We start from the raw sequence: 26,458 nt of genomic DNA on the forward strand, positions 1-26,458 counted from the left end.
TTTATCACACAGCCAGGATGGCACTGCTGAGATAGATCATCGCTGAGAGGGGCCGTAGCTTTCACGTTCTGAACGTGACGGCCAACAACCTTTATCTGATCGTTGCTCGCCACACCCATGCGGATAGCCGGTTCATGACCGACGACACCAGCGTCTACACCGCAATCGGCCATACCTTCAAAAGGGGTACGAGACTGTCGACCACTCCTTGGTCTTGATCAGGGAGATAAGCGCAAGGTTGGCTGCTTCCGACCTCGCGGAGAAGACGTCGGCTGTCTCGTGGCAGGCACAGCTCGCTGGATTATCGATGGAGTACCGCCTGCGGCACATCATATTGCTTCAGCGATTGCCAATACCGCTCCAGGTCGCCTTTGAATAACCCGCGCGTCAGCCCCGACACCAGCTTCGGCACCGATGTCGTCATCGCATTGATTGACGAACCTGACGGACCGAAGCTCATGGTCGAGGCGATGTTGAACATGTGAATATCCGCCATCCAGTCGGTCAAACCAGGCTGCCGTGGCAGCAGAGAGAAATCCGCAGCCAGATAGGGAAACCGGGCCAGGCGCTCATCACGCTCCTCCGGCGGCGGCTGATACCTGTCGGACCACCGCGCAATATTGCCAGCCAACCGGGACAGCTCCGGACGCTGGCTGAAATCCATTTCGACACCGGTGCCACAGATCAGAAAGTCCGCTTTAAACGGTCCCTTTGAAGTCTGGATCTCTACCGCGTCACCCACCCGGCGTGCTGATGTCCACGACGTGCCGGTGCGCAGGCGGAACGTGGGATGGCGGGCGCAGCGATCATAGGTCGCTTGAGGAAATCCCTCACGCATGCGCATGATGTGACTCATGAAGCGCCAGCGCCAGGCATCGTCGAGTTCGGAGACATGCCGCAGGAAGCCGGCGAAGGTCAGCCAGCGGTAGGGCTGCACGACTTGCGGCTCCGGCCGTCGGCAGAACAGCACGACCTCGACGGCGCCCGCCTCCAGCGCCAACGCGGCGTTGTCAAAAGCCGAGGCGCCGGCACCAAGAACCGCAACGCGCCGGCCCCGCAACGCCGCGAAATCGATCGGGTCGGCGGCGTGGGCGCGGAACCCTACCGGCAATGCGGCAACGAAATCTGGCATCCACCAGACGCCGGCACCGTCCTGGCCGGTCGCCAGCACCACCTTGCGGGCATATTTCATGGCGCCATTGCTCAGCGTGACGGCCAGCAGTCCATTGGACGCCGGAACGATGTCCACGACCGCGGTTTCGTTGCGTAGCGGCACGCCGACGGTGTCGCGCACCCAGCCTAAGTACACCGCCCAATCATGGCGAGAGATCTGCTCCAGCGCCTGCCAATGCGCCACTCCATACCGCGCCTCATGCCAAGCCTGATATCCCAGACTCGGCAGATCAAGGTCTGGTCCAGTGTAGTCCTTCGGCGAGCGAAGCGTGTGCATGCGAGCGAACGTCAGCCACGGACCTTCCTGCCCAGATGGCGCCCGATCCACCACAAGAATATTGGTGACCATGGCTCGTAGCAGGCCGGAAGCGATGGCGATGCCCGACTGGCCGCCGCCGACGATCAGCACATCCAGCGCTGGCTGCCCGTCCGGCCCGATCCGCGGCTCCAGCCACGGCGTGCGAGGGTGGGCGATGCGAGCAAGATCATCCCGCGCCCGGACGGTCAGCATTGCAACAGCCTCATTTGGCAGCGGCCAGGCTCCAGGCATGCCGCTTGAATGCGGGATCACGTGCGGCAGCGCCTGTTGCATGTGGGTGCCTCGGATGCTCGAACACGGCATGGCTGGATCGGCCTCCGGCTACGCCCCAACCGCCTCCGCTCGCAGCTTGCGCGGCAGGTCGTGGGCGCAGCGGCCGAGGCCGACGCAGAAGTGGTTGATCACAGGCGCGAGACGTTCCGCCGCTAGACGGCCGGGTGAGTTCGCTTCAGCCAGCCGTGCCGCGGAGGCGCGGGCGCGGGCGACAACGCCTGGCCAATCCAGGCCAGGTATCGCTCCATCACGCAGCACGAAGCGGCCGCCGATCATGACATCCCGAACGGCCGCCCCATCCTCGGTGTTGACCAACTGGTTCACTGCGTTGTTAAGCGGCACCAGGTTGACGTGGTCCAGATCGAGGAATGCCATGTCCGCCTTGTAGCCCGGTGCGATCTTGCCAATCAGCTCAGCCATCCCCAGCACTGCGGCACTTCCCTCGGTCGCCAGCCGTAGCGCCTCGGCGGCACTGATCCAGTCCTGGGGCGGGCGATCGAAAACGCGGGAGACGTAGGCGGCGAGGCGCATAGCCTCGAACATGTTCTGGTTGTCGGCGGAGGCGGATCCATCCGTTCCGACGCCAACGGTGATGCCGGCCGAGATTGCCCGCCGCATGTCGGCGATGCCGTTGCCGAGGCGGAGGTTGGAGCCTGGATTGTGCGCGAGGGTGCCGCCACGGCGGGCGATCAAGGCCATCTCAGCATCGTCGATCCAGATCGCGTGTGCACCGCTGAAGCCAGAGCCGAGCAGGCCGAGCTTGTCCAGAAGCGCGGTCATCGTCATGCCGTATCGCTGAAGGGCGGCGGTGCGCTGGACCGGCGATTCGGCCAGATGCGACTGCACCGGCATGCCGAACTCCGATGCAAGGTCACGGCAGCCGATCATGAATTCGTCCGAGCAGTGCAGCGGGATGGTTGGTGCGATACCGATACGGATGCGGTCACGTGGGTACGGCCAGTGCCTCGCCGCTTCATACATCGGCGCCAGGATTGCTTCGGGCGCCGCCATGCGCATCGAATTCGCGACATCGCGCAATTCCGGCGGAAACGCATCGAGCAGACCAGGAATTGCCTGATAAAAGGTGCGATCGGCGACCATGGGCGAGATTACCGCCCGCATGCCAAGGTCGTTGTAGGCGCGCGCCGTCTCGTGCAGTCCCTCCGGCGTCGGGACGGGCAGCATGAGTGCGAGGTCGTAACACGATGTGCAGCCCTTGCGCAGCATCTCCACCGCCGCGAGCAGGGTGGAAAGGTAGCGGTCCTCATTCGTACGTTGACCGCCGATCCAGGGGCCGGCATTGAGCAGCAACTCCAGTGACCACAGGTCGCCAATGCCCTTCGAAAGGCCGCCGTGGCCATGTGTGTGCGCGTTGATCAGGCCGGGAATAATCAAGCGGCCGGATGCATCGACCGTTTCGCCCGCTTCGGCGGTGCCTGGCGGCACGATGGCGGCAATGGTGTCGCCGTTCAGCACGATGTCCGCTGGCATGGCAGTAGCCTCGCCATTTGCCAGCACCAGTCCGCCCGCGATGACGATTGTCATGGACTGCTCCTTTGGTACTGGCTTGCCGGACGTGGCAGGCCAAGATTTTCGCGCAGCGTGGTGCCCTCGTAGTCTTCCCGAAACAGGCCGCGCTTCTGCAACTCCGGGACGACCAGTTCGACAAAATCATCAAGTCCGGCGGGCAACACCGGCGGCTGCACCAGAAACCCATCGACGCCCCTGCCGCGAAACCAGGTTTCCATTTCGTCGGCGATCCGTGCGGGCGTGCCTTTCACGGTGCGCTGGCCACGCGCGCCGGCAAAGCGCTGATACATCTGCCGCAAGGTCAGGCCGTCGCGTTCCCACATGTCCACCACATGGCGCGCATCGGTCTTGCCGGTGGCCAGCGCAGCAGCGCGGATCGGCGGCGGCAACGTCTCATTCTCCTTGCAGGCGGACAGGTCCACCTCGCCGATCGCGGTGGACAGCAGCGCGCGGCCGACATCGGGATGAATGAGCGATTGCAGATATTGGTGCTTTTCTTCCGCCTCCGCCTCGGTGCGGCCCACCACGGGGTTCAGGCCGGGCATCAGCTTGATGTGGTCAGGCTCCCGGCCATAGGCGACGGCACGTGCCTTGAGGTCCCGATAGAGGGCCTGTGCCCCTTCAAGTGTATGGAGAGGTGTGAAGACAATCTCTGCCTGCCGAGCGGCCATGTCCTGGGCGGTGTCGGAGACGCCGGCCTGGGCGAAGACGGGATAGCCTTGCGGCGGCCGCGCGGCGTTCAGCGGACCGCGGACCTGGAAATGCTTGCCGCAATGGTTCAGCGCATGCAGCTTGTCAGGGTCGAAGTAGATCGCACTGTCACGGTCGCGGATGAATGCGTCATCGTCCCAACTATCCAGCAATCCCTTGACCACGTCAGTGAACTCCATCGCGCGCTCGTAACGCTCACCGTGCGGCAGCGGCGCGTCCCGGTTGAAATTATAGGCTTCCGAGATGTTGGATGACGTGACGACGTTCCAGCCGGCGCGGCCGCCGCTCATGTGGTCCAATGCGGCCAATCGGCGCGCGATATTGTATGGCTCGTTATAGCTGGTCGTTGCGGTGGCGACGAGGCCGATATGGCTGGTGACCGCCGCCAACCCGGCGAGCAGCGTGAGCGGATCAAAGAATACCATGTATTGTGGCCAGTGGCGGAGCGTATCGAGTTTCCCGGCCCGCGTCGCGGCGGAGTCGGCCAGGAACACCAGATCGAATTTGGCCCGTTCCGCTGTCTGTGCCAATTGCGCGTAATGGCGAAAATTGGTGCCGGCGTCGATCTGCGATTGCGGGTGGAGCCAGGACGCCACATGGTTTCCGGTAGGATGGAAGAAGGCGCCCAGTTTCATCTTGTCGGTGCGCGGTGCGTTCATCTGCTTTCCTCTACCAGCCGGACTCGTAGCACGCGATCGACAGCAATCGCGACAGCAGTGGCGGCCAGCATGATCAGCGTCGCCACCGCGGCGATCATCGGATCAATGCGACTTTCCATGTAGGCAAACGCGATCACCGGCAAGGTCGCTGTCTGTGCCGTGGTCAGGAACATCGACAGCGGCAGGTTTACAAATGACAGCACCACCGACAAGACAAATCCGGCGATCAGGTTCGGCTTCAGCAGCGGCAGCGTGACCAGCCACAGCACCCGCGGCCGGGTGGCGCCCAGGCTTCGGGCAGCTTCCTCCAGATCGAAGTCGAAGCGGCTCAGTCCGCCCAGCGACAGGCGCACCGACAGCGGCAACACGAAGACCGAGTGCGCCGCCACCAGAACAAACAATCCAAGCGGCAGGTGTGCCAGCCCGACCAGTTGCAGAATCGCCAGGCCAACGACCAGTTCCGGTACCAGCAGCGGCCCCATCAGCGCTGTGGTGATGGCATTCCGGCCGCGCATTCGGCCACGCGCCAGCGCGTATGCCGCCAGGAAGCCGGCAACCAAGGCAACCGAGGCGGCGATCACAGCGACCTTGATACTGGTCCAGGCCGCGTCGAGAAATTCAACATGATCGCGCAGGGCGGCGTACCAGTGCAGCGTCGCAGCCTCGAACGGGCTGGGGAAACTGGTAGCGGCGTTGAACGAGTCGACCAGCACGACCACGGCCGGCGCCATGATGAGCACCATCAACAGCAGCAGATAAACCCGCCCGGCATAGCGCAGCACGGCGGTCATGCGCGCACCCAGCGGGACGCGCCGACGGTCAGCAGCAGGATCAGCCCCGCCATGGCCAGCAGCAGCACGACGGAGACCGCCGCCGCAAGTTGTCCGTTGTAGGTCGCAAGCACGAACTGAGCCACCAGCGTCGTCAGCGTCATGTCGCTTGGTCCGCCAAGATAATGCGGTGCGATGAAGCTGCTCATGGAGAGGGACAGGGTAATGATGGTGGCGGACAGCAATCCCGGCAGGCTGAGGGGCAGGATCACGCTGCCAAACCGTTGCCAGCAGTTCGCGCCCAGGTCGCGCGCCGCCTCGATCAGCGAAGCGGGAATGGCGCGCAGCACGCTGGCCAGCGACAGCACGACAAATGGCAGGACAAAATGCACGACACCGATCACGATGCCGGTCTCGGACCCCAGGATGCGCAGCCGGCCAATCAGGCCCCACTGCGTCAGCGGATGCAGCAGAGGTCCGCCGTCAGACAGCAGGATCATCCAGCCCAGCACCACCACCAGCGGGCTGGCCAGGATGGGCAATGTCATCGCCAGGGTTAGCGCCGCCGCCAGCCTGGCCGGGAGATCTCGCAGGACGAGGGCCGCCGGATAGCCCAGCAGCAAAGCTATTACGGTTGTTTCAAGAGCAAGCCAAAAGCTGCGCCGAGCGACACCGACGTAATAGGGTTTGCTGACCATGTAGGTGTAGTTGCCTAGACCGCGACCAGGAAAACGAACGAGCGTGTTGGATGAAAGGCTCAACCATAGCGTCGCGGCGAGAGGAACGGCGAGGAAGGCGATCAACAACAGTGCCGCTGGTACGAGCAGAAGTGGCGTCAGTCCCCATTGCCATTTGCGGTGGAGCGGTTGCCGCCGTATTGCGGAGTTTGTGGATGCATTCGTAGGGCCGCCAAATATGCGTGCGGGCCCAGTCGTTTTGGTCGTCATTGATGCGAAACGGACTTTGACGAGGTCGAGATGAAGGTTTGAGCAGACAGCCGATCCATTGCACAGGGGTTGTTCAATCGCACTATCGAACCCCCCACTCCGGCACCACTTCCGTATTCAGCCGTTCCGTCCAAGCCGGCCGGTTCTCATGCCAAAAAGCTGGATCAAAGAAGCGGATGTGTTTCAGCTTTTCGCCATAGGACATCCTTGCCGCGATATCCGCGGTGAGCTGGACTTTCTTGTTGGTTGGTCCCTGAAACGTCCTGGTGGCGAAGGTTTCCTGGATCGCTGGATCAATCATCAGGTTCAGGAAAACGTGCGCAACCTCCCGGTTCCTTGTGCCGGCGACCAGGGCCGCGCATTCCGCCGCGCCGATGGCACCTTCCGACGGGAAGACGTAGTCAATCGGATAGCCCTGCGCCTTCATGGTTTCCGGATAGTAGTCGAACTCGGTCGCCGAATTGGTGTCGCCGGTCTTCAGCATTGGCGCCCAGTCCGTCCAGAAGAAGGTCAGCTTGTCCGGGCGCAGTTTCGCAAGCTTTGCAAAGCCTGGATCGACATTCGTCTTGTCGCCGCCCGCCAACTCGGCCGCGATGATCACCAGGCCAGGCATCTGGCTATGTCCCGGCGCGGCGAAGGCGAGCTTGCCCTGAAACTCCGGCCGCCAGAGGTCGCCCCAGCTTATCGGCCTGGTTTTCACCGTGTCCGGATTGAAGGCCAGCACGTAGGAGATCAGCGTATATGGCACGCCCGCCACCTGGGTCGCCCGATCGGGCGGCTGGACCGTCCTGGACCAGTCGTGAAGATCCGCATAGTTCGGGAGCGCCTTGAGATCCGCGGTCTGCAGCACGCCGGCACGCAATCCGCCGACAAGCGCCTCATCCGTACCAAAGAACACGTCGGTGCCCTGGTTGCCCTTCTGCGCCAGCAGTTTGTTGTAGCGCGCGCCCTGGCCGCCAATGTCGAACGCGAGTTTGGCGCCGGTCTGCTTCTCGAACTCCGGGCCGACATAGTCGCGGATACCGTCCGAGGTGACGCCGCCCCAGGTGGACAGGGTCAGCGTGGTGCCCTTGCCGATCGCGGGGGCGGGTTGCGCGGTGGCAAGCCTTGAAGCAGCCACGGCACCGGCGGTGGTCGCCAGCTTGATCACGGAGCGGCGTGGAATTCCGATCATGCCGTTGAGTTTCCTCCATGGTTGAGCGTCAACGCTGTCGATGCAAACCGCTGTCCGGACGCGCTTCACCAACGCGCTGGACGTGCACATCCTCAGACCGCACGCTATAACAGTTCGAACGGGCGGAGGCGATAATGCGGCTGACACGTGATGCCCTCCACGGCAAGGCCCAGACGGTGCTGGGCCTGGTGGATCCGGCGCAACTCGGTTCTACTTTGATGCATGAACATCTGTTGTGGGACATTCGCACACCGGCGATGCGCGCGGAACAAGACCAAGGCCCGGAAATCACATTATGTAATTGTTACGAAATAAGTTACGGACGAAAGCGGGCGCCGCGGAACTTTCGTTTGAGTTGCGAGGCTACGGCGGCTGACGAGGTTCGGCTGATGGCGGCGGCAGGCGGACGCACGATCGTGGAACTTTCGTCCGGCGGCCTCGACCCGCGGCCGAACGGGCTGGCAGCGATCGCGCGTGATGCCGGGGTTCATGTCGTCATGGGTTGCGGCCACTACGTGGATGAATACCAGCCCGCCGCCAACCGTCTGCGTACCAGCGAGAACTTCGCGACGGAGATGGTGGATCAGATCCAGATTGGCGCCTGGAACAGCGACGTGCGCGCCGGGATCATTGGCGAGATTGGTTGTCAGGCACCCTGGACCAAGCTGGAGCAATGCGTCATGGCCGGCGCCTTGCTAGCGATGGAGCAAACCGGGGCAGCGGTGAACGTCCATCCCGGCCGTGATCCGGATCAGCCACAACAGGTCGCCGATTTTGTCCGGGCGCATGGCGCCAATCCAGGCCGAGTGATCATCAGCCACATCGATCGCACCATCTTTGACGAAGCTCGGCTGCTGCGCCTTGCCGATGCCGGCGTGGTTATCGAGTTCGACCTGTTCGGGCGGGAGCAGTCCTACTATGGCGCGTCCGACATCGACATGCCGAATGACGCCGTCCGCCTGCGGATGATCCGGGCATTGATCATGCGTGGGCACCTTGATCGCGTCGTGATCAGCCATGACATCTGTCACCGCACGCGCCTGACGCGCTGGGGCGGCCATGGCTACGCCCACATCTTTGCCAATGTCCTGCCTATGATGCTGCGCCGAGGCTTCACCTCAGCCGAGGTCGAGGCGATCATGGTGGGTAATCCGCGCCGGTTGCTGACGTTTATCTGACATCCTAACTTTACCCGCGACATGGCCGGAAATTGCTCACGCCGGTCAGCAGGGAAACCAGGCGCCGATGAGGTGAACCTGCCGGAGATGGAGGACCGTCGACCAGTGCGAACGAAAATGCGCCAGCGACCAGACCCATGTCTTAATCATCAACGATTTCTTAACCGATTTCGCATACTGGAAAAGCTTCCGTATCGGAGCGCCGATGGACAGCTCACTCGTATGCAGCATGCCGGATCAGACGATTGCGCTGGATCAGGCCATACAGGACCATCAGGCCGGACGATTAGCGGTAGCGGAAGCCACCTATCGCCGTATCCTCGACCACGACCCGAACCAGTCCGACGCGCTGCACCTGCTCGGCCTGCTCGCCTGCGACCGCGGCGATGCACAGACCGCGCGACAGCTGACGGATGCCGCCATTCGCCAGGACCCAACGCGGGCCGCTTTCCATAACACGCGTGCCCGCGCGCTCATCGCGCTTGGCTTGTTCACGGAGGCGGAAACCGCCTATCGCACTGGCTGGTCGCTGCGGCCTGATACCCCGGAAATCGCCAACAACCTCGGCTGCCTGCTGCGGGATCGCGGCGACATTGATGGCGCTGTGGAATGGCTGGGCCGAGCCAACAGACTGGCCGGCACTTCGGCGGAAATCGCTTGCAACCTCGCCGACGCGCTTGCCGCGAAGGGCGCGTCGGATGCGAGCCTTATTATGTTCCGCCAAGCGATGACGCTGAGTCCGCACTCCGCCGACATCCGCTACAAGTTCGGCCAACTGCTGGTTGCGCTGGGACAACTCGGGGAAGCCGCCAACAGCTACCGTGCGGCAATCCGGCTGCGGCCGGAGCATGCCGCTAGTCACAACAATCTTGGCCTCGTTCTCCAGGAGCAAGGCGACCCCGACGCCGCGACGCGATGCTTTCAGCACGCTCTGCACCACAATCAACATTGCGCGGACGCGCATTACAACCTGGGTTGCCTGCTGCTGCTCAATGGCCGAACCGATGAGGCGCGCGACTGTTATGAGCGGGCGATCAAGGCCGACGCGCTGCATGGCGGAGCACTTTGGGCACGCTGCATGGTGGAACTGCCTATTCTTTATGAGGCAACGGAACAGATCTCGCTGCAACGGGCGCGCTATGCCGAGCGCCTGATGGCGCTTGTGGACCGTGCGGACGATCCGGCCGTTGCCCGAGTGCTCGCCGCGACGATCGGGGACAGCCAGCCGTTCTTCCTGCCATACCAAGGCGCCTGCGACCGAGACCTGCAGACTTCCTACGGAACGCTGGTGGCACGCCTGCTGCGGACCGAAACGCCGTCGCTAGCGGCTTCGCCGGCGCCCGGAGAACCAATCCGCATCGGCATCGTCAGCGGCTTCTTTCGGGAGCACACCATTTGGCGGCTGATGCTGAAGGGCTGGCTGAGCCAACTCGATCCCGACGGTTTCAACGTTCATGCCTACCACACCAGTTCGGCGGAGGACGAACAGACCGACGTCGCCCGCCGGCTATGTGCCCGGTTCACCGGTGGCCGGGGCATCAATATCCGTGCCGCGATCCGCGCCGACCAGCCGCATGTGCTGCTGTATCCCGAGCTTGGCATGGACCGCGTCGCCATCCGGCTGGCGGGCGAGCGGTTGGCGCCGGTGCAATGCGTCGCCTGGGGACAGCCTGAAACCAGCGGATTGCCGACCATGGACTTCTTTCTCTCCAGTGCCCTGATGGAGTCGGACGCCGCCGCGGCGCACTACAGCGAGCGTCTGGTGACGCTGCCGAACCTGGGTATCCACTATACGCCGGACGATCATGTGGCCGAAGCCTGCTCGCGCGCCGAACTGGGCTTGCGCCAGGACGCGGTAATCTTCTGGTGCGGCCAGGCGCTTTACAAATATCTGCCGCAGTACGATGACGTCTTGGCGCGTATCGCCGCCGCGGTGGGTGACTGCCAGTTCCTGTTCATCGGCTTCGCGAAAAGCCGGGCGGTGACGGAGCGGTTTGGCCTGCGGTTGCGAAAGGCCTTCGCGGGGCGCGGACTGAATAGCGACCGGTATTGCGTGTTCCTCGATCCGATGTCGCAGGCGCGCTTCCTTGGCACGGTCCGGCTGGCCGACATCGTGCTGGATAGCATCGGCTGGTCCGGCGGCAAGTCCACGCTGGACGCACTGGCCGAAGCACCAGTAATTGTCACCCACGCGGGCACGCTGATGCGCGGACGGCACACGACGGCGATCCTGACCGGTATCGGCGTGACCGAGACAATCGCCACGACGCTTGATGACTATGTTGAAATCGCTGTCCGCCTCGCCCGCGATCCGTCGGAGCGCACGTCGCTGCGTGCACGAATGGCGGCGGGTCGGCACAGGATCATCGCCGACACGGCGCCAATCCGGGCGCTGGAGACATTCCTGATCCAGGCGGTAAGGCAAAACCCCACGGCCTGACGCCTTTACGCCTCGCGCTCGGCGGACTACCACCTCCGCATGCTCAATAGCATTCCGGAAGCCATCCCCAGGGTAGCTCTTGTCACCGGCGGCGGGCAGCGTCTCGGCCGAGCGATCGCGCTTGAACTGGCGCATGCCGGATTTGATATCGCGCTGCATTGCCATACCAGCGTCGCGGCGGCCGAGGAAACCCGCTCGCTTATTCACGCCCTCGGCCGGCGCGCAATCGTCCTGCAGGCCGATCTCATGAACGAGGATGATGTCGAAAGCCTGATTCCTCAGGCGATTGAGCACTTCGGTGCCATTGGCGTTCTGGTGAACAATGCCAGCCGGTTTGACCGCGACGAATGGCACGACGTCACCCGGCAGTCCTGGGACGCGCACCTTGGGCCAAATTTGCGAGCGCCTTTCGTGCTGATCCAGGCCTTCGCTCGGGCCCTCTCCAGCACTGACGAAGGGGTCGTGATCAACATGATCGACCAGCGCGTCTGGTCGCTGACCCCGCATTTTGTCTCCTATACCGTATCAAAAGCCGCGCTTTGGGCGTTGACGCAGACCATGGCCCTGGCGCTGGCGCCGCGTATCCGGGTCAACGCCATCGGCCCTGGCCCCGCCTTGCCTAGCCTGCGGCAGACCGAGGCACAATTCGCCCGCCAGTCCGCGTCCGTTCCCCTCGGCCACGGCACCAGTCCGGCCGAGGTCGCATACGCCGTACGGTCGATCCTGTGCCTGCCAGCCATGACCGGGCAGATGATCGCGCTGGATGGTGGGCAGCATCTGCAATGGGACACAGGACACGCCAAGGCAGGACCTGAAGAATGAGCACGCCGTCGATTGCCAGTTTTGATCTGGCGCTGCGTCATGTCTTCCTGCGGGATATGGTGCTTCCAGCCAGTATCGGGATTTATCCGCACGAACATGTGGCCGCGCAGCGAATTCGCATCAACATCGATCTTGGCGTTGATGATGAAGCCGTGATCGCAGGCTTGGCGGTTGGACCGGATGAGCTTGCCCGGGTGGTCGATTACGAAAAGATCGCATCCGCCGTGCGCGTCCTTGTCAGCGCGGGACATGTTCGCCTGGTGGAAACCCTGGCCGAACGGATCGCCCAGTCGTGCCTCCTGGACCCGCGCGTAAGAACCGCCCGCATTCGGGTCGAAAAGCTGGATGTTTTCCCGGATTCCATCTCCGCCGGTACGGAAATAGAACGATCTCGAAAACATTCATCCACCTCCGGCGCGGGTGCATAACGAAACCGCGCGGGCTGCTCCAATGTTTCCTTTAAGTGACATATACTTCCGAAGAATGCCGTATAATCAATGGTGTAGTTTTTTTGAATGATGCGCTAAGCGCTTGTTAATTGAATTCACCAACTGCTTTCACGGCTTTCAGAGAATCTACGTCCACAGAGTTATCCACAGATTGATTGGCGATTTGCACAGCGCTCATCAACTGCTTGGCGTTGTTGTCCAACTTGCACTAGGCAAACCGAAATTGCTGACATGAACACCTCAGCCGAGAAGGGCGTCGCGGTCATCGAGACGGCTCTGGAGACAATGCCGGCCAATCCCGGCGTCTATCGCATGCTGGATGAAAAGGGGGAGGCGCTTTACGTCGGCAAGGCGCGCAGCCTGAAGCGCCGTGTCACGTCCTACACCCAGATTGGCCGACTGCCGGAGCGCCTGCGCCGCATGGTCTCGGAAACTGTGGCGATGGAAATCGTCACCACCCATACCGAAGCCGAGGCGCTGCTGCTGGAAGCCAACCTGATCAAGCGCCTGAAGCCGCGCTTCAACATCATCCTGCGCGATGACAAGTCTTATCCCTGGCTGATGATGACGGAGGACCATCCCTATCCGCAGATCACCAAGCACCGCGGCGCGCAGGGCCGTAAAGGCAGCTACTGGGGGCCATTCGCCTCAGCCTGGGCGGTCAACCAGACGGTCACCGCCATGCAGCGCGTCTTCCTGCTGCGATCCTGCGCCGACACGGTGTTTTCCGCCCGCACCCGGCCATGCCTGCTGTTCCAGATCAAGCGCTGCTCCGCACCCTGCGTTGGCCGCATCAACACGGAGGACTATTCCAGGCTTGTCGGACAGGCGAAGGCCTTCCTCGCCGGCAAGTCCGGAACGGTGCAGAAGGAACTCGCGGCCGAGATGGAGCAGGCCGCCGAAGCGCTGGAGTTCGAGCGGGCCGCGGCGGTGCGCGACCGCATCCGCGGGCTGACCTTCGTGCAGGGCAGCGGTGTGGTCAATCCGGCCAGCCTGACCGACGCCGACGTCATTGCCGGCTGGCAGACCGCTGGGCAAACCTGCGTACAGGTGTTCTTTGTTCGCGGCGGACGCAACAACGGCAACCGCGCCTTCTTCCCGACGCATGCCAAGCCCGAGGAAGCGCCGGAGGTGCTCAGCGCCTTCATTGCTCAATTCTACGACGACAAGCCGCCGCCGCCGCTGCTGCTGGTGAACCAGGACCTGCCCGAACAGGACCTGATCGCCGAGGCGTTGAGCCTGAAGGCCAGCCGCAAGGTGGAGATCAGCCTGCCGCAGCGGGGAGAGAAACGTGCTGTCGTGCTGCACGCCGAGACCAACGCCCGGGAAGCGCTGGAGCGTCGGTTGGCCGAAACCGCCGGGCAGGCGAAACTGCTGGAAGGCGTGGCGAAGCTGTTCTGCCTGCCAGGCACACCGGAGCGGATCGAGGTTTACGACAACTCCCACATCATGGGCACCAATCCCTACGGCGTGATGGTCGTGTCAGGCCCTGAAGGGTTCATCAAGGCGGCGTATCGGAAGTTCGGCATTCGCGGACCCATCGCCCCTGGTGACGATTTCGCGATGATGCGCGAAGTCCTGCAGCGCCGCTTTACCCGCGCCATGAAGGAGCAGGCCGAGGGCGCAACGGCCGCCGACTGGCCCGACTTGCTGCTCATCGACGGCGGGGCTGGCCAACTGTCGGCCGCGCGCGATGTCCTGGCCGATCTTGGTGTGCAGGATGTCAAGCTGATCGCGATCGCTAAAGGTCCGGACCGCGACGCGGGACGCGAGTGGCTGCATACCGACGGAATGGTGCCGTTCCAGCTTCCGCCGCGCGATCCGGTGCTGTATTTCCTGCAGCGTCTGCGGGATGAGGCGCATCGCTTCGCCATCACCACGCATCGTGCCGGCCGATCAAAGGCAATCCGGCAAAGCGAACTCGACGAGATTCAGGGGATCGGGGCAGCACGCAAGCGTGCGCTGCTCAATCATTTTGGATCGGCTCGGGGCGTAAAGATGGCCGGTCTGACGGATCTGGAGGCCGCCCCCGGCATCAGCCGGGAAACCGCTCGACGGGTCTACGCGCATTTCCATCCCGGCGTACGAATGGAAAGCGTTTCCTAACCCACAGAGAAAGCCTAGCGTAGGACGGCATGCTGACCGATCTGCCAAATCTCCTCACGCTTTCGCGCATCGCGGCGATTCCCCTGCTGGTGGTGCTGGTGGCGCTGCGTACGCCAACGGCTGATCTGTGTGCCTGCATCCTGTTCAGCGCGGCGGCGATCACCGACTTCTTCGACGGCAGGCTGGCGCGTTCGCGCCTCCAGCAATCCAACCTCGGTCGCATGCTGGATTCCATTGCCGACAAGCTGCTGGTCGGCGCCTCACTCATGATGCTGGCCGGGCAGGACCGGTTGCCTGGGCTGGGACTGTATCCGGCGATCGTCATCCTGCTGCGGGAGATCCTGGTCAGTGGACTGCGGGAACACCTTGCGGAGATTCGCGTTGGCTTGCCGGTGACCAGGCTGGCGAAGTGGAAGACCGGGTTCCAAATGGGCGCGCTTGGCACATTACTGGCTGGCGATACATCGGCGGCGCTGCTGCACATATCCTGGCTGCCGGTGTCAGCCATTGGTGAGGCGATGCTATGGGTCGCCGCCGCGCTGACCTTGATCACAGGCTGGGACTACCTGAACACGGGGTGGCACCACGCCGCAAATGCTGCCTCGGTCCCACCTGATAGCGGGTCGCGCTTTGTCGAATGAAGGTGCTGGGCATCATCGGTTGGTCCGGCAGCGGCAAGACAACCCTGCTGACGGCGATGCTTCCGCTACTGCGCGCAGCCGGACTTACGGTGTCGACGGTGAAGCACACCCATCAGGGGTTCGATCTGGACCGGCCTGGCAAGGACAGCTATCGCCATCGGGAAGCCGGCGCGCATGAAGTTTTGATCGCCTCCGGGAGCCGCTGGGCGCTGCTGCATGAGCTGAATGGCGCCGAACCGAGCCTGGAGGAACTGCTGGCAAAACTCGCTCCGGTCGATCTGGTGCTGGTTGAGGGCTTTAAAAGTCATCCTTTCCCCAAGCTGGAGGTCTATCGCCCGGCCTTGCGCAAGCCGCCGATCTGGCCGGATACCACCGATGTGGTAGCGGTTGCCAGCGACGCCGAGCTCGATGTCGACGCCCGCATCCTGTTGCCGTTGAATCGGCCTGATCATGTCGTCACCTGGGTCGCTGAGTCGATTTCACGTGGTGTTGACATCCATCCTTGAGTAGCAAGCGGTCTGGCGGCACAGTCCGCCGCGCCTTCCCTGCCCTATCCCTACCGGAGCTTGTTGATGCGGTGGATCGTTTTGCTTGGCCTTGGGCTGTCCCTGAGTGGCTGTGGCTACAAGACGTGGTGGAACCCGCCGTTCACCGGCGGCTCCAATCCGAACAGACCGGTCAGCGACAGCGAAAACATGCAGCGGGTGATGGGTGGCGTATCAACGATGGAACCAATCACGACGGAACCAGGTGATATCTGGCCTGGACCGCTGCCGCCGGCGCCCACATTGAAGGACCTGGAGACAACCGGAGGACTAACCACCCAGCCGGAACAGGCGGTTCCGGGTTCGCCGCTGAGCCGAGGCAGTGCTCCGCCGATGGTATCTCCCAATCCCAGCACGGGAAGCTCGACGCCCCCAGCCAATCTGCAACCGCCACCGGGTCTAGCGACGCCGCAGCCGGCGCCGCCGCTGACCAGCTATGCGGCACCCCCGGTCGCGCCGCCGCGGAACGGACCAAGCGGCCAAGTCCTGCAGGTTCCAGGCGCACCCAATGTCGTGACCGGTGGTGGACCAGGATACCAGACAACGATCGGGCCGGGCGGCGCGCAGTCGATCGTGGTGCCCAACGGCAATGGGACCAGCACCGTCATTCATCCTGACGGCCGTATCGAGACAGTCCCGACAGCCAAGTGATCGCATCCTATATGGAGCCAATGAGCAAACCCCTGACGATCCTGTATTTCGCCTGGCTGCGGGAGCGCACCGGCACATCTCAGGAAGAACTGTCATTGCCCGATGCGGTGACGACAGTGACTGAACTCGTGGACTATTTGTCAGCGCGTGGGCCGGGTCACGCGGCGGCATTTCAAAACCGTCGGAGTATCCGCTGCGCGGTGAACCAGGAATTCGCTGATCCGTCAGCCCCGGTTCGTCCTGGCGACGAAGTAGCGTTCTTCCCGCCTGTGACCGGAGGGTAGGCGGCGCGGGTGGAGTGACTGATGGCGTCGATGCGTTCTCTCAACAGGTGGGACCTTTGGCCGCCACAACGAGAAGCGTAGCCGCATCAGCGTGCCGTCCGATGATACTCTCGATTCGGGATCATGTCGGTCGCGGATGCCATCCGGTTCGACAGGTTGAACAGGCCCACCGTTTCGGCCAGATCAAAGATGTCCTCCTGGCTCAGCCCCTGCTGGGACAGCACGTCGCGGTCGGCATCCTCGATCAGGTGCGGCGTCGTGGTGAGCTTCCAGGCGAAATCCATCATGGCGCGCTGGCGCGGGTCCAGCGTCGCAACGCGGTAGTTGAACGCCAGCATTTCGCCCAGTTCCGGATCGCCGGAAAGCTGCCGGACCGCGGCACCATGTGCCACAAGGCAATAATAGCAGCGGTTGGCGGAGGACACGACGACTGCCACCATCTCCCGCTCCAGCTTCGACAGGCCGGATGAGGACAGCATGATCTCATTGTAGATAGCCATGAAGTTACGCAGACGCTGAGGCCGCAGACTGTAGGAGCTCAGCACGTTAGGCACGTAACCCAACTTATCCACGCATTTCACAAAGACCTGCCGAAGGTCCTCATCGACCTCGGATGGAGCGGGAACGCCGAGCTTGGAGATGTGGTCGGGCTGGGGCATCAGATATAGACTTCCGGGTTGATGGTGTTTTCGCGGTTTGGTGAGCCGTCGAGCACGCTGAGAATGTTCAGCGAGGTCGCCACTGCCATGGCGGCGACGGCCTCGACGGTAACGCCGGCCATGTGCGGTGAGGAAATCACTGAGTCCAAGGTCAAAAGTGGGTTGTCAGGCGGGGTAGGCTCCTCCTCGAAGACGTCCAGGCCAGCGCCGGCGAGGTGTCCGGTCGTCAACGCCGCATGCAGAGCAGGCTCATCAATAATGCCGCCGCGGGCGGTGTTGACGATGAAGGCACCCTTTTTCATCAGCCCGAGGCGGCCGGCATTGAACAGGCCCACGGTCTCCGGGTTCTTCGGGCAATGGATGCAAACGATGTCGGCTTGCGGCAAGGCGGCATTCAGATCGGCCACAGGCTGATAACCCGCGGAGCGGATCTGTTGTTCATTGATGTAGGGGTCGTGGATAAGTACGGTCATATCGAAGGCGGCACAACGCCGTGCGGTGCGGGTGCCGATGCGGCCGAAGCCGACAATCAGGATGGTCTTTCCCGCCAGCTCCATCGGCTGCATGCCGTGCCGCTGGTGCCACGTGTCGCCACGCACGATGGCATCCATCGGCTTGTTCTTTTTCGCCAAGGCGATCATCAGGTGGAACGCCTGTTCGGCGACCGAGGTGGAGTTGGCGATGCCGGCGGTCATCAGTGGCACACGGCGAGCGGTCAGCGCCGGAACCTCTACCGCGTCATAGCCGACGCCGATGCGCGCGACGACCTGCATGATGAGCGAGGCATCCATCTCGGCTTGCCTGAAGGGCGTGCCGGACAGCGCGATGCCGGTGATGTCAGCCAGCCTGGGCAGCAGGTCGGCCTGGGCGATGCCGGCCGGATAGATGATCGTCTCGATGTCGTCGCGCGCCTGTATCAGCGCCATTCCCTGCTGCCCCATCGTGTGCGGCAGCATGACCTTCCGCTTGTTCGTTGGCATGGACGCGATCCTAGAGTTGGCGTTGCAGAGCGGCGACGTAGCCGCGGTTCCAGGTTGGCGACAGATGAACCTCGTTCATCACCACGTGCTTCGGCAGGCAGGCGATGGTGCGGATTAGCTCTCCACAGTCGGCGGGCTGCACCATGCGGGCCCGAACCTCCGGTCCGACCGGGTTGGGGCGGGCATCCAGGATCGGCGTGGCGACCTCACCCGGCAGAAAGACCGTGGAGCGGATGCCGTTGACGCATTCCTGCATGTTCAACCCGTGGCTCATCGCCACGATGCCGTGCTTGGCGACCGTGTAAATTGGTCCGGCGACCCCGCCGATGAAGCGGCCGGCCATGGAGGCGGTGTGGATCAGCAACCCGTCCTGCTGCGCCCGCATGAAGGGAAGTGCCTCGGTGACGCAGTACAGCGCGCTGTTCAGGTTGCCTTGCAGCAGCGTGTCGATGCTTTGCGGAGTCAGCTTGTCCCAGTGGCGCTCGACGATGTTGACGCCGGCGTTGTTTACCAGGATGTCCAGGCGGTTGAAGGTGGCGCGAATATGATTGCCAAGCTTTTGCACCTGCGCCGCATCCGTCAGGTCGGCCGATTGCACATGGGCGTGACCGGTCTGGTTGATGCGTTGGGCGACGGCTTCGAGTGGTGCGGAACGGCGCCCGGTCAGGATGAGGGTGGCGCCTTCCTCGGCCAGCGCCAGCGCAGCGGCCTCGCCTATACCGGTGCCGGCGCCGGTTACCCAGGCAATCTTGCCCGCCAGTCGGGTCATGTCGCTTTCCCCCTTGTTGCGTTGGGTATTCTTGTGGGCTGTGCGAAGGCAGGGCAAGCCCCGGCCGCTTTCCTGGCGCTTCCGCTACCAGACGGCATTCAGGCTGACTGTTCAGCCTGAATGCCGTCTGGCCCGTTTTTTGATCGCATGATTCACGCGCCTCGCGCGAACAGCGCGTCCTGCGGACGACGAACGTGCCTCTCGACGCGATCATGCTCTAGCCAAGCAGCGAACGGTTCGTCAGATTAGGCCTGGGTCAGGAACGTCAAAAGAGAATCAATGGACCTGTCTTTCGATCTGCTGGGTAACGCCCTGATATCGGGGCTGTTGCTGGGCGGCTTCTACGCCGCGGTGACAATCGGCGTGTCGATTTCGTTCGGCATGCTGGACATCGTCAACATCGCGCATCCGGCTTTCATCATCCTGGGATCCTACACCGCCTACATCGCCAACAGCGTGTTCGGCTTCGATCCGATCCTGTCTAGTATCGTGTTGCTGCCAGCATTCTATCTGCTGGGCGTGGCGATCTACCATGTCTACGACGTGTCGTTTGAACGACGAGGCGACGCATCGATCCGCGGCCTCGCCTTCTTTTTCGGCATTCTGTTTATTACCGAAGTGACGCTGATTCTGGTGTTCGGCGTCGATTACCGCCTGGTGGAGGCGCCCTATATCGGGCCGAGCCTGCATCTCGGTGTGGTGGATCTGCCGTTGCGGCTGCTGGTTCCGTTTCTCGTGTCGATGGCCTTGATCGGCGTGCTGCAGGTGTTCATGTCGCGCACGTTCATCGGCCGAGCGATTCAGGCCGTGGCACAGGACCCGATGGCGCTGCGGCTGATGGCGGCCAGTCCCAGCCGGATCAAGCGCATTGCCTTCGGGTTATCCATCGCCACGGCCTCGGTCGCCGGAGCGATCCTGATCATCATCCAGCCGGTGGAGCCTTCCATCGCGCGCGACTACATCGGCCGCGTGTTCGCGATCTGCGTCATGGGCGGGCTGGGCAGTTTTGGCGGCACCGTGGTGGCGGCGATGATCCTCGGCATTGTGGAAAGCCTGACCTCGACGTTCTATGGACCATCCTGGTCGCCCGCGGTGGCGTTCGGGTTTCTTCTGATTACCCTCGCGGTGCGGCCCGCCGGCTTGTTCGGACGCATCTGATGCGCGACATCCGTTTCATTCTGTTGGCCCTGATGGTGGCGGTCGTGGTGTTCGCCGCCGCCCGCCTGGTGGGCAATGCGTATGTGTTCTTCGCCGGCTACGTCGTGCTGCAATACGTCGTGCTTGCGACCGCATGGAATATCCTCGGCGGATATACGGGCTATGTGAATTTCGGCACGGCGGCGTTCTTCGCGCTGGGCGCCTACACGACCGTCGCGCTGCACAAGACGGTTCCATTGCCATTGCCGGTCATGATGCTGGTGGGCGGCGTGATCTCCGGGGTCGTCGGCCTGGGCATGGGCTACCTGACGTTGCGGCTGCGCGGCACGTTCTTCTCGATCGCGACGCTGGCCATGGCGGTGGTCGCTCAGACGCTGATCACCAACTGGGACTTCGTTGGCGGATCGCGTGGCGCCTACGTCATTCGCCCGGCTGATTCGCCGATCTTTCCCGGCGACTACATCCAGTACCTGTTTTTCATCATGCTCACCCTGTCGGTCATTTGCGTCGCGGTGGCGCGGGCCATCCAGCACTCCCGGCTGGGCTACGGTTTTTCCGCCATCCGCGATGACGAATCGGCCGCCGAGGCGTCCGGTGTACCGACCTTGCGGTTGAAGCTGATCGCTACGGCTCTGTCTGGCGGCTTCATGGGCATGGCCGGGGCGCCGCTACCATACTATGTGACGTATCTTGATCCGGCTTCGGGTTTCAGCCTGAGCTATGCTGTCAATACGATCGCCATGCCGCTGATTGGTGGGACCTCCACCTGGTTGGGCCCGGTCATTGGCGCGGTGCTGCTGGGGACCTTGCAGCAGGTTGCGACGGTGACAATCTCGTCGGCGCTGTCATTGCTTATCGTGGGTCTGTTGCTGGTGGGGTTCGTGATCGCCGCACCACGCGGCATTGTCGGCTGGTTCAGGCGATGAGCATTCCGCTGCTGCTGGTCACCGGCCTCGGCAAACGTTTCGGCGGCTTCGTGGCACTGGCCGATGTGAACCTTCAGGTCGCGGAAGGCGAGCGTCTGGGGCTGATCGGCCCGAATGGCTCGGGCAAGAGCACGCTGGTGAATTGCCTTTGCGGCACCTTGCGCAACGATCGGGGGCAGGTGCAATTCGCAGGCCATTCGCTGAACGGACTGCCGGCGCATCGGCGTACCCGCCTGGGCATGGCGCGCAGCTTCCAGTTGCCGCGGCCGTTTCCGACGCTGACGTTGGCGGAGAACGTGCGGGTGCCGATCCTGTATGCGGCGCAGGTGCGCGGCAGCGGCGCGGTAACGGATATCCGTGCGCGCTGCCACGAACTGCTCGATACGGTTGGACTGGTGCAGAAGGCCGACCACCGGCCGGCGGACCTGACGCAGATCGAGATGCGCAAGCTAGAACTCGCCCGCGCGATGGCCAGCGAGCCGCGTCTGCTGATCGCGGATGAGGCGATGGCCGGCCTGTCGCATCAGGAGGTCGACGACATCCTGGAACTGCTGATGCGGCTGAACGCCCAGGGCATCACGATCATCATGATCGAGCACATCATGCGGGCTGTGCTGGCATTTTCCGAGCGGCTTGTGGTGCTCGTCGCCGGCCGCAAGATCGCCGACGGCCTGCCGCGGGATGTCATCCGTCAGGCCGATGTCGTGGCGGCCTATCTTGGCAGCTAGTCTTTCCATCACGGGTCTGGATGCCGGCTATGGCGCGGTGCGGGTCCTGCACCATGTCTCCTTGTCCGTCGGCGAGGGTCAGACCGTGGCGCTGCTCGGCACCAATGGCAACGGCAAATCGACGTTGATGAAAAGCATCATGGGAATGCTGCGGCCGACGGCTGGCTCCGTGGTCGCGGAAATCGATGGCCGCCGGCATGAGCTGGTGGGTCTGTCGACGGAAGCAATCGTGGACCTGGGGATCGCCTTCGTGCCGGAGGGACGGCGGCTGTTTCCCCGCCTTTCAGTCACGGAAAACCTGCTGATGGGTGCATTTCGGAAAACCGCCCGCCCGGACATCCAGAAGAACCTGGCCTTCTGCTTCGAGGTGTTTCCCAGACTGGCGGAACGGCGCAAGCAACTGGCCGGCTCCATGAGTGGCGGCGAGCAGCAGATGCTGGCGCTGGGGCGAGCGTTGATGTCGGCGCCGCGGTTGCTGCTGATCGACGAACCCTCGGTGGGGTTGGCGCCGCTGCTGGTGGCTCGGACGATCGACAAGATCAAGGAGCTGAAGGACAGCTTCCAGTTGGCCGTGCTGATGGCGGAGCAGAATTTCACCCAGGCGATTCGGATCGCCGACCGAGGCTACGTGATCGTGCATGGGCATATTGCATTCGAGGGCCGATCGGCGGATGAATTGAACAATAACGAACTGATCCGGCAGTTTTATCTGGGAGGATGATGGCACCGCGATCCGGCGACCGCGCGACCGCATAGCACCCATGTCCACGACTATTGCATAAATCCAATGCTGCATTACGGCGTTATCCGCGGCCGTGCGCAGGCCCATTTATTCATCCATCAAAGCCGGACATCCCGCCCGACTGATCAGGATGGAGAAATCCGATGAAGAACCTTATTCTCGCCGCTGTAGCAGCTCTCAGCTTGACCGCTGCCATTGCGCCGGTCGCGAATGCCGCGACGTTCCATAACGGCAGCACGATCGCCGGCGACACATTTGCGACACGGACGCAGCAGATCGACAACTACGGTCGCTAAGGCGGCGCGGCGGAGGGTTGGACGCGGAAGTGCCCGTCGGGCAAGCGTTCTTCCGCGGCTCCTTCGGAAACAGAAAGCCTTTGAGGCCGGGACAACCCCGGCCTTTTTGCTTTTCGGACAATCTGCTGATTGTCACGCAGGCAGCTTGCCGGCGATGTCTTCAGGCAGTTGGTCGATCGTTTCCTGCCGACTGTCGAATGATCGGCTGCTTCACTGAAAGGCCATCATGGATGATTATGATGTCCGACAGACCTGACTCAAATCATATCCGTTACGAGTGACAGCAAGTCCTCGACCGGTTTTTTTCCAGTCGGCTCATCAAGGATGGTCGACCACGATCGCGGGACAGACTTGGGTTGGTCATCAACACATGAACACCCGGAGATCAGATCGTTCGCACAGCTCTGGCGGCGTGCCGCGGCCGAATCTGCTTTTTGTTCCCTCGCGGCGTCAAAGGCGTTGCACACCTGTTTGAACAGAGCGGCGCCGGCCAGGCCGCGCTCGGTCTCCCACGTCTTCAGCGCATCCACCATGTCGTAAACAGCACGCAGCAGCGCCACCGCTGCTGGATAGCCGTTGGGATCATCGTCCCGCGTGCATCCCATCCAATGATCAATTCGCTGATGCGCAAAGGCCGCCAGACCGTCAGATGCGGCTGGACATCCCACCCGATCGGGGCGGGAGGTGTACCGGTTGGTCTTTTCAATCCAGCTCGACACGTCGGGATGCGACAGATGATGAATGCAAACCCCATCCTTGGTGGCAAGCTCAAGCATTCGATCTGAGTGACGGACGATGCCGGCATGCACCGTGCGGGAGAATGTCACTGCGCCGCGACGAAACAGCCTGATCTGATGCTCCGGCCAATAATACGCGCGCTCGTCGTGCACACCCAGGATGTAGTGACGCTGCGGGAAGGCATAGATATCCGCGCTCGGATTTAAGACTTCCGCCTGGATCAGCCGTGCGGCCTCGGGACTGAGGCACTCATCGTCATCCATGAACAGGACCCACTCATGCCGACAGAGCGACAGTGCGAGGGTGCGGGTTTCTTCTACCGTCGGCGTCCAGGGAACCGTCACGACCCGGGTGGCAAGGGTTTCCGCGATCAGCCGGGAGTGATCGGTCGAGGATTTGTCCACAACGATCAATTCATCCGCGAACGCCAGCGCCCGCAGGCAGGTGGCCAGCAGGTCGGCGCGATTATAGCAGATCACGAACGCGCTGATCTTCGGACTGGACATCCCACCGCTCTGCTTGCCTGCTGACGGGGACCCTAGGGGCGAATGAGTAAACCGAAGGTTAATGACCGCGGGCTGTCGGCATACAAATCTGCCAATAATCCGGAGCGCGTGAGCAATATCGTCGGCGGTGCTGGATGTGGATTGCGGTGACGCCGTTGCCACCCGGCGTGTGATGCAATGGGCAACGCTGATTTAACCGATAAACTTGAGGATCTCCGCCGCAACCTCGATTGGCTTGTCCAATTCGGCTAGATGGCCCGCGCCGACGATGGTGCGTATCGTGGTTTCCGCTGAAATGCCCTGGGCGAAAACATCCGCGTAGGCGCGCGGCATGATCCGGTCCTGTTCCCCCCAAAGCAGCAGGGTTGGGGCCTTGATCAGCCGCAGCCGCTTCTCGATCCTGGTATTGCCAAGCGGCCAGAAGATGCGGGCCGCAGCTTCGCTGGCACGGACCTGCTCGATCGGCCATTCGATGGAGTTGGCGCCTTCAGGGGGCGCCTTCAGCGCTTTCCATACCTCGGGATCGGCACACATTAGGCCTGCAACGTCGACTGCGCGCTGCGCCCAGGGATCCGTTGGCGGATTGGTTTCATCAAACAGACCGAACGGCGCGATCAGCGCCAGCCTGCGCACCATGTCCGGCCATAGCGCCGCAACCTCGGCGGCCAGCGAGGCGCCGACCGAACTGCCTGCCAGATCAGCTCCCGCCAGACCCGATTTGTCGAGAATTTCCCGCACCGCCAGCAGCCAGTCCAAGTGAGAGTCCAGAACCGAATGACCTCGGTCGCCGCCGGGAAAGCCTGGCAGCGACGGCACGATCACAGTGTGGGAGGCAGCCAGTTCATCGAGGAACGGCACCCAGCGCGGCAGGCCGCCAAAGCCGGCGAGGAAACCCAATCTCGGGCCGCTGCCCTTGCGCCAGACGCGGGTCGGGTAGCCGTTGACCTCAATGGTCATGGTCTCGGGGGCGGAGATCTGGGACATGGGCTACTCCGCCGCCAGCTTGGGCATGAAGGCGGCGATTTTGGAGTGGTGCTCGTTCACGCAGATGGCATCAAAGCCGCACGCAGCGGCATACTCCCGCTCATCCATGAAGTCGTTGTACATCAGGTGCGCGCGCTTGAGCTCAAACAGCGAGGAATGGATGTCGACCCAAACCGACGGATTGGCTTCCCGAAAATCGGCCGGCAGTTCCGTATATGGCATGAGATGGAACCACATCAGCTTCATGAACGGTCTTCCTCGGCAAGAGCTACTGGTCAGTATTGCGGCTGGGTTTTCGGCATGTCAAATTGGCTGGGTGCGCAAAAGGCCTAGTGTGTTAGAACGTTGATAATCAAAGGATCAGTGAGATGAACGACCTTGCTGGCACAATCTCGACATCCGCGCTGGACGGTTCGCCCGCGGCCTGTCTGACCCGTGCCCGAAGCCTGATTCCGCTGCTGCGTTCAGCCGCCGACCGGATCGACGCGAACAACGAACTGCCGCCGGATGTGCTGGACGCGATGCACGAGGCGGGGCTGTTCAGGCTGCTGCTGCCGATAGCCTATGGCGGCTTCGAGCTGAGACCGGTGGATTTTATTCAGTGCGTGGAAGCGGTTGCCGAGGGCGATGCCTCGGCCGCCTGGTGCATGAACCAGGGGTCCGGCTGCTCCATGGCTTCGGCCTACGTGGCGCCGGCGGTGGCGCGGGAAGTCTGGGGCGGCAAGCGCGACGTGCTGGCGTGGGGCCAGGGACCAGGCGCGAAAGCGATCCGGACGGACGGCGGTTGGCGAGTGACCGGTACCTGGACCTTCGCCAGCGGCTCGCGCCACGCCACGTGGCTCGGCGCGATGTGCCCTAGCTTTGAGGGCGACGGCACGCCGATCCGCCATCCGGACGGCAAGGCGTGGGAGCGGACCTTCCTGTTCCGCCGTGAGCAGGCGCGCATCGAGGACGTGTGGCAGGTAATGGGTCTGCGCGGCACCGGCAGCGATACCTACATCATCGAAAACCTGTTCGTGGATGATGCGCACGCGATGACGCGCGAATACGAGCCAGAACGTCGGGCATTCGGGCCGCTGTACACATTCCAGGCCATGCAACTCTATGCCACTGGTTTCGCCAGTGTGGCGCTGGGTGTGTCACGGGCGATGCTGGACGCCTTCGTTGATTTGGCAAAAACCAAAAGCCAGGCTTGGTCAACGGATCAGATGCGTGACAACCAGGCGGTGCAGAACATCATCGGTTATTCCGATGCGGCCTGGAAAGCGGCGCGGGCCGGGCTGCACAAGGTGGTTGATGC

Annotated in this window: 27 protein-coding genes (1 of these 27 only partly in view); 15 read left to right on the top strand and 12 right to left on the bottom strand. The window is 62.7% G+C overall.

Annotation, left to right across the window (positions count from 1 at the left end; genetic code table 11):
- Positions 1–301: 301 nt before the first annotated feature.
- The 6 genes from ACQY4S_RS23900 to ACQY4S_RS23925 form a co-directional block, all read right to left on the bottom strand.
- Positions 302–1,684, bottom strand: a complete 1,383-nt coding sequence (locus tag ACQY4S_RS23900; RefSeq protein WP_428487688.1) for an NAD(P)-binding domain-containing protein — start codon at positions 1,682–1,684, stop codon at positions 302–304.
- A gap of 129 nt (positions 1,685–1,813) precedes the next feature.
- The gene (locus ACQY4S_RS23905; RefSeq protein ID WP_428487689.1) at positions 1,814–3,310 is read right to left on the bottom strand and encodes an amidohydrolase family protein; all 1,497 of its coding nucleotides are present in this window, start codon (positions 3,308–3,310) and stop codon (positions 1,814–1,816) included.
- Entirely contained in the window at positions 3,307–4,665 is a 1,359-nt protein-coding gene (locus tag ACQY4S_RS23910) for an LLM class flavin-dependent oxidoreductase (RefSeq protein ID WP_428487690.1), read from the bottom strand. Before ACQY4S_RS23910 ends, ACQY4S_RS23905 begins: the two co-directional genes overlap by 4 nt.
- Positions 4,662–5,456, bottom strand: a complete 795-nt coding sequence (locus ACQY4S_RS23915) for an ABC transporter permease (RefSeq protein WP_428487691.1) — start codon at positions 5,454–5,456, stop codon at positions 4,662–4,664. The genes ACQY4S_RS23910 and ACQY4S_RS23915 overlap by 4 nt, the downstream gene beginning before the upstream one ends.
- Positions 5,453–6,133, bottom strand: a complete 681-nt coding sequence (locus ACQY4S_RS23920) for an ABC transporter permease (protein ID WP_428487692.1) — start codon at positions 6,131–6,133, stop codon at positions 5,453–5,455. Before ACQY4S_RS23920 ends, ACQY4S_RS23915 begins: the two co-directional genes overlap by 4 nt.
- Positions 6,134–6,464: 331 nt before the next feature.
- Positions 6,465–7,556 carry an ABC transporter substrate-binding protein gene (locus ACQY4S_RS23925; RefSeq protein ID WP_428487693.1) on the bottom strand — a complete coding sequence of 364 codons (1,092 nt, stop codon included), beginning with the start codon at positions 7,554–7,556 and terminating at the stop codon, positions 6,465–6,467.
- 134 nt (positions 7,557–7,690) lie between these two features.
- Between ACQY4S_RS23925 and ACQY4S_RS23930 the strand changes: the two genes are divergently transcribed.
- The 9 genes from ACQY4S_RS23930 to moaD all read left to right on the top strand — a co-directional run bounded on the left by ACQY4S_RS23930 (position 7,691) and on the right by moaD (position 16,672).
- Positions 7,691–8,734 (top strand): phosphotriesterase family protein, encoded by a 1,044-nt coding sequence (locus tag ACQY4S_RS23930; protein ID WP_428487694.1) that lies wholly within the window; start codon positions 7,691–7,693, stop codon positions 8,732–8,734.
- A gap of 205 nt (positions 8,735–8,939) precedes the next feature.
- On the top strand, positions 8,940–11,174 hold the full coding sequence (locus ACQY4S_RS23935; RefSeq protein WP_428487695.1) for a tetratricopeptide repeat protein: 2,235 nt from the start codon (positions 8,940–8,942) through the stop codon (positions 11,172–11,174).
- 39 nt (positions 11,175–11,213) lie between these two features.
- Positions 11,214–11,996, top strand: coding sequence for an SDR family oxidoreductase (locus tag ACQY4S_RS23940; RefSeq protein WP_428487696.1), 783 nt, complete (start codon positions 11,214–11,216; stop codon positions 11,994–11,996).
- Positions 11,993–12,424: a dihydroneopterin aldolase gene (locus tag ACQY4S_RS23945; protein WP_428487697.1), complete on the top strand. Its 432-nt coding sequence runs from the start codon at positions 11,993–11,995 to the stop codon at positions 12,422–12,424. Before ACQY4S_RS23940 ends, ACQY4S_RS23945 begins: the two co-directional genes overlap by 4 nt.
- 252 nt (positions 12,425–12,676) lie before the next feature.
- Positions 12,677–14,551 (top strand): excinuclease ABC subunit UvrC, encoded by a 1,875-nt coding sequence (gene uvrC, locus ACQY4S_RS23950; protein WP_428487698.1) that lies wholly within the window; start codon positions 12,677–12,679, stop codon positions 14,549–14,551.
- Positions 14,552–14,580: 29 nt separating this feature from the next.
- Complete coding sequence (pgsA, locus tag ACQY4S_RS23955; protein ID WP_428487699.1) at positions 14,581–15,192, top strand: CDP-diacylglycerol--glycerol-3-phosphate 3-phosphatidyltransferase; 612 nt, start codon at positions 14,581–14,583, stop codon at positions 15,190–15,192.
- Positions 15,189–15,698, top strand: a complete 510-nt coding sequence (mobB, locus tag ACQY4S_RS23960) for a molybdopterin-guanine dinucleotide biosynthesis protein B (protein ID WP_428487700.1) — start codon at positions 15,189–15,191, stop codon at positions 15,696–15,698. Before pgsA ends, mobB begins: the two co-directional genes overlap by 4 nt.
- Before the next feature lie 66 nt (positions 15,699–15,764).
- Positions 15,765–16,388: a hypothetical protein gene (locus ACQY4S_RS23965; RefSeq protein WP_428487701.1), complete on the top strand. Its 624-nt coding sequence runs from the start codon at positions 15,765–15,767 to the stop codon at positions 16,386–16,388.
- A gap of 20 nt (positions 16,389–16,408) precedes the next feature.
- Complete coding sequence (gene moaD / locus ACQY4S_RS23970; RefSeq protein ID WP_428487702.1) at positions 16,409–16,672, top strand: molybdopterin converting factor subunit 1; 264 nt, start codon at positions 16,409–16,411, stop codon at positions 16,670–16,672.
- A gap of 86 nt (positions 16,673–16,758) precedes the next feature.
- Here moaD and ACQY4S_RS23975 read toward each other — a convergent pair whose 3' ends face one another.
- From ACQY4S_RS23975 to ACQY4S_RS23985, 3 genes are read right to left on the bottom strand one after another with little or no spacing between them, the layout of a single operon-like run.
- Positions 16,759–17,331, bottom strand: coding sequence for a peroxidase-related enzyme (locus ACQY4S_RS23975; protein WP_428487703.1), 573 nt, complete (start codon positions 17,329–17,331; stop codon positions 16,759–16,761).
- On the bottom strand, positions 17,331–18,311 hold the full coding sequence (locus tag ACQY4S_RS23980; protein ID WP_428487704.1) for an NAD(P)-dependent oxidoreductase: 981 nt from the start codon (positions 18,309–18,311) through the stop codon (positions 17,331–17,333). Before ACQY4S_RS23980 ends, ACQY4S_RS23975 begins: the two co-directional genes overlap by 1 nt.
- Positions 18,312–18,321: 10 nt before the next feature.
- Positions 18,322–19,080: an SDR family oxidoreductase gene (locus tag ACQY4S_RS23985; protein ID WP_428487705.1), complete on the bottom strand. Its 759-nt coding sequence runs from the start codon at positions 19,078–19,080 to the stop codon at positions 18,322–18,324.
- Between the two features lie 279 nt (positions 19,081–19,359).
- On the opposite strand from ACQY4S_RS23985, the gene ACQY4S_RS23990 reads away from it, so the two are divergent.
- From ACQY4S_RS23990 to ACQY4S_RS24010, 5 genes are all read left to right on the top strand, one after another.
- Positions 19,360–20,238, top strand: coding sequence for a branched-chain amino acid ABC transporter permease (locus ACQY4S_RS23990; protein WP_428487706.1), 879 nt, complete (start codon positions 19,360–19,362; stop codon positions 20,236–20,238).
- Positions 20,238–21,164: a branched-chain amino acid ABC transporter permease gene (locus tag ACQY4S_RS23995; RefSeq protein ID WP_428487707.1), complete on the top strand. Its 927-nt coding sequence runs from the start codon at positions 20,238–20,240 to the stop codon at positions 21,162–21,164. Before ACQY4S_RS23990 ends, ACQY4S_RS23995 begins: the two co-directional genes overlap by 1 nt.
- On the top strand, positions 21,161–21,892 hold the full coding sequence (locus ACQY4S_RS24000) for an ABC transporter ATP-binding protein (protein WP_428487708.1): 732 nt from the start codon (positions 21,161–21,163) through the stop codon (positions 21,890–21,892). Before ACQY4S_RS23995 ends, ACQY4S_RS24000 begins: the two co-directional genes overlap by 4 nt.
- On the top strand, positions 21,882–22,613 hold the full coding sequence (locus ACQY4S_RS24005; RefSeq protein WP_428487709.1) for an ABC transporter ATP-binding protein: 732 nt from the start codon (positions 21,882–21,884) through the stop codon (positions 22,611–22,613). The genes ACQY4S_RS24000 and ACQY4S_RS24005 overlap by 11 nt, the downstream gene beginning before the upstream one ends.
- A gap of 164 nt (positions 22,614–22,777) precedes the next feature.
- Entirely contained in the window at positions 22,778–22,930 is a 153-nt protein-coding gene (locus ACQY4S_RS24010) for a hypothetical protein (protein ID WP_428487710.1), read from the top strand.
- A gap of 257 nt (positions 22,931–23,187) precedes the next feature.
- Here the strand turns inward: ACQY4S_RS24010 and ACQY4S_RS24015 are convergent, their stop codons facing one another.
- The 3 genes from ACQY4S_RS24015 to ACQY4S_RS24025 form a co-directional block, all read right to left on the bottom strand.
- Positions 23,188–24,174: a glycosyltransferase family 2 protein gene (locus tag ACQY4S_RS24015; protein WP_428487711.1), complete on the bottom strand. Its 987-nt coding sequence runs from the start codon at positions 24,172–24,174 to the stop codon at positions 23,188–23,190.
- Between the two features lie 192 nt (positions 24,175–24,366).
- Positions 24,367–25,158 (bottom strand): alpha/beta fold hydrolase, encoded by a 792-nt coding sequence (locus tag ACQY4S_RS24020; RefSeq protein WP_428487712.1) that lies wholly within the window; start codon positions 25,156–25,158, stop codon positions 24,367–24,369.
- A 3-nt stretch (positions 25,159–25,161) separates the two neighbouring features.
- On the bottom strand, positions 25,162–25,404 hold the full coding sequence (locus ACQY4S_RS24025) for a hypothetical protein (protein WP_428487713.1): 243 nt from the start codon (positions 25,402–25,404) through the stop codon (positions 25,162–25,164).
- A 122-nt stretch (positions 25,405–25,526) separates the two neighbouring features.
- Between ACQY4S_RS24025 and ACQY4S_RS24030 the strand changes: the two genes are divergently transcribed.
- A protein-coding gene (locus ACQY4S_RS24030) for an acyl-CoA dehydrogenase family protein (RefSeq protein ID WP_428487714.1) crosses the window boundary here: on the top strand, positions 25,527–26,458 show its 5' portion. It continues 274 nt past the right edge of the window; only the first 932 of its 1,206 coding nucleotides appear in the window; its start codon is at positions 25,527–25,529; the stop codon falls past the right edge of the window.

The sequence above is a fragment of the Rhodopila sp. genome, from assembly GCF_965276935.1.
In the GTDB taxonomy this organism is placed as follows: Bacteria; Pseudomonadota; Alphaproteobacteria; order Acetobacterales; family Acetobacteraceae; genus Rhodopila.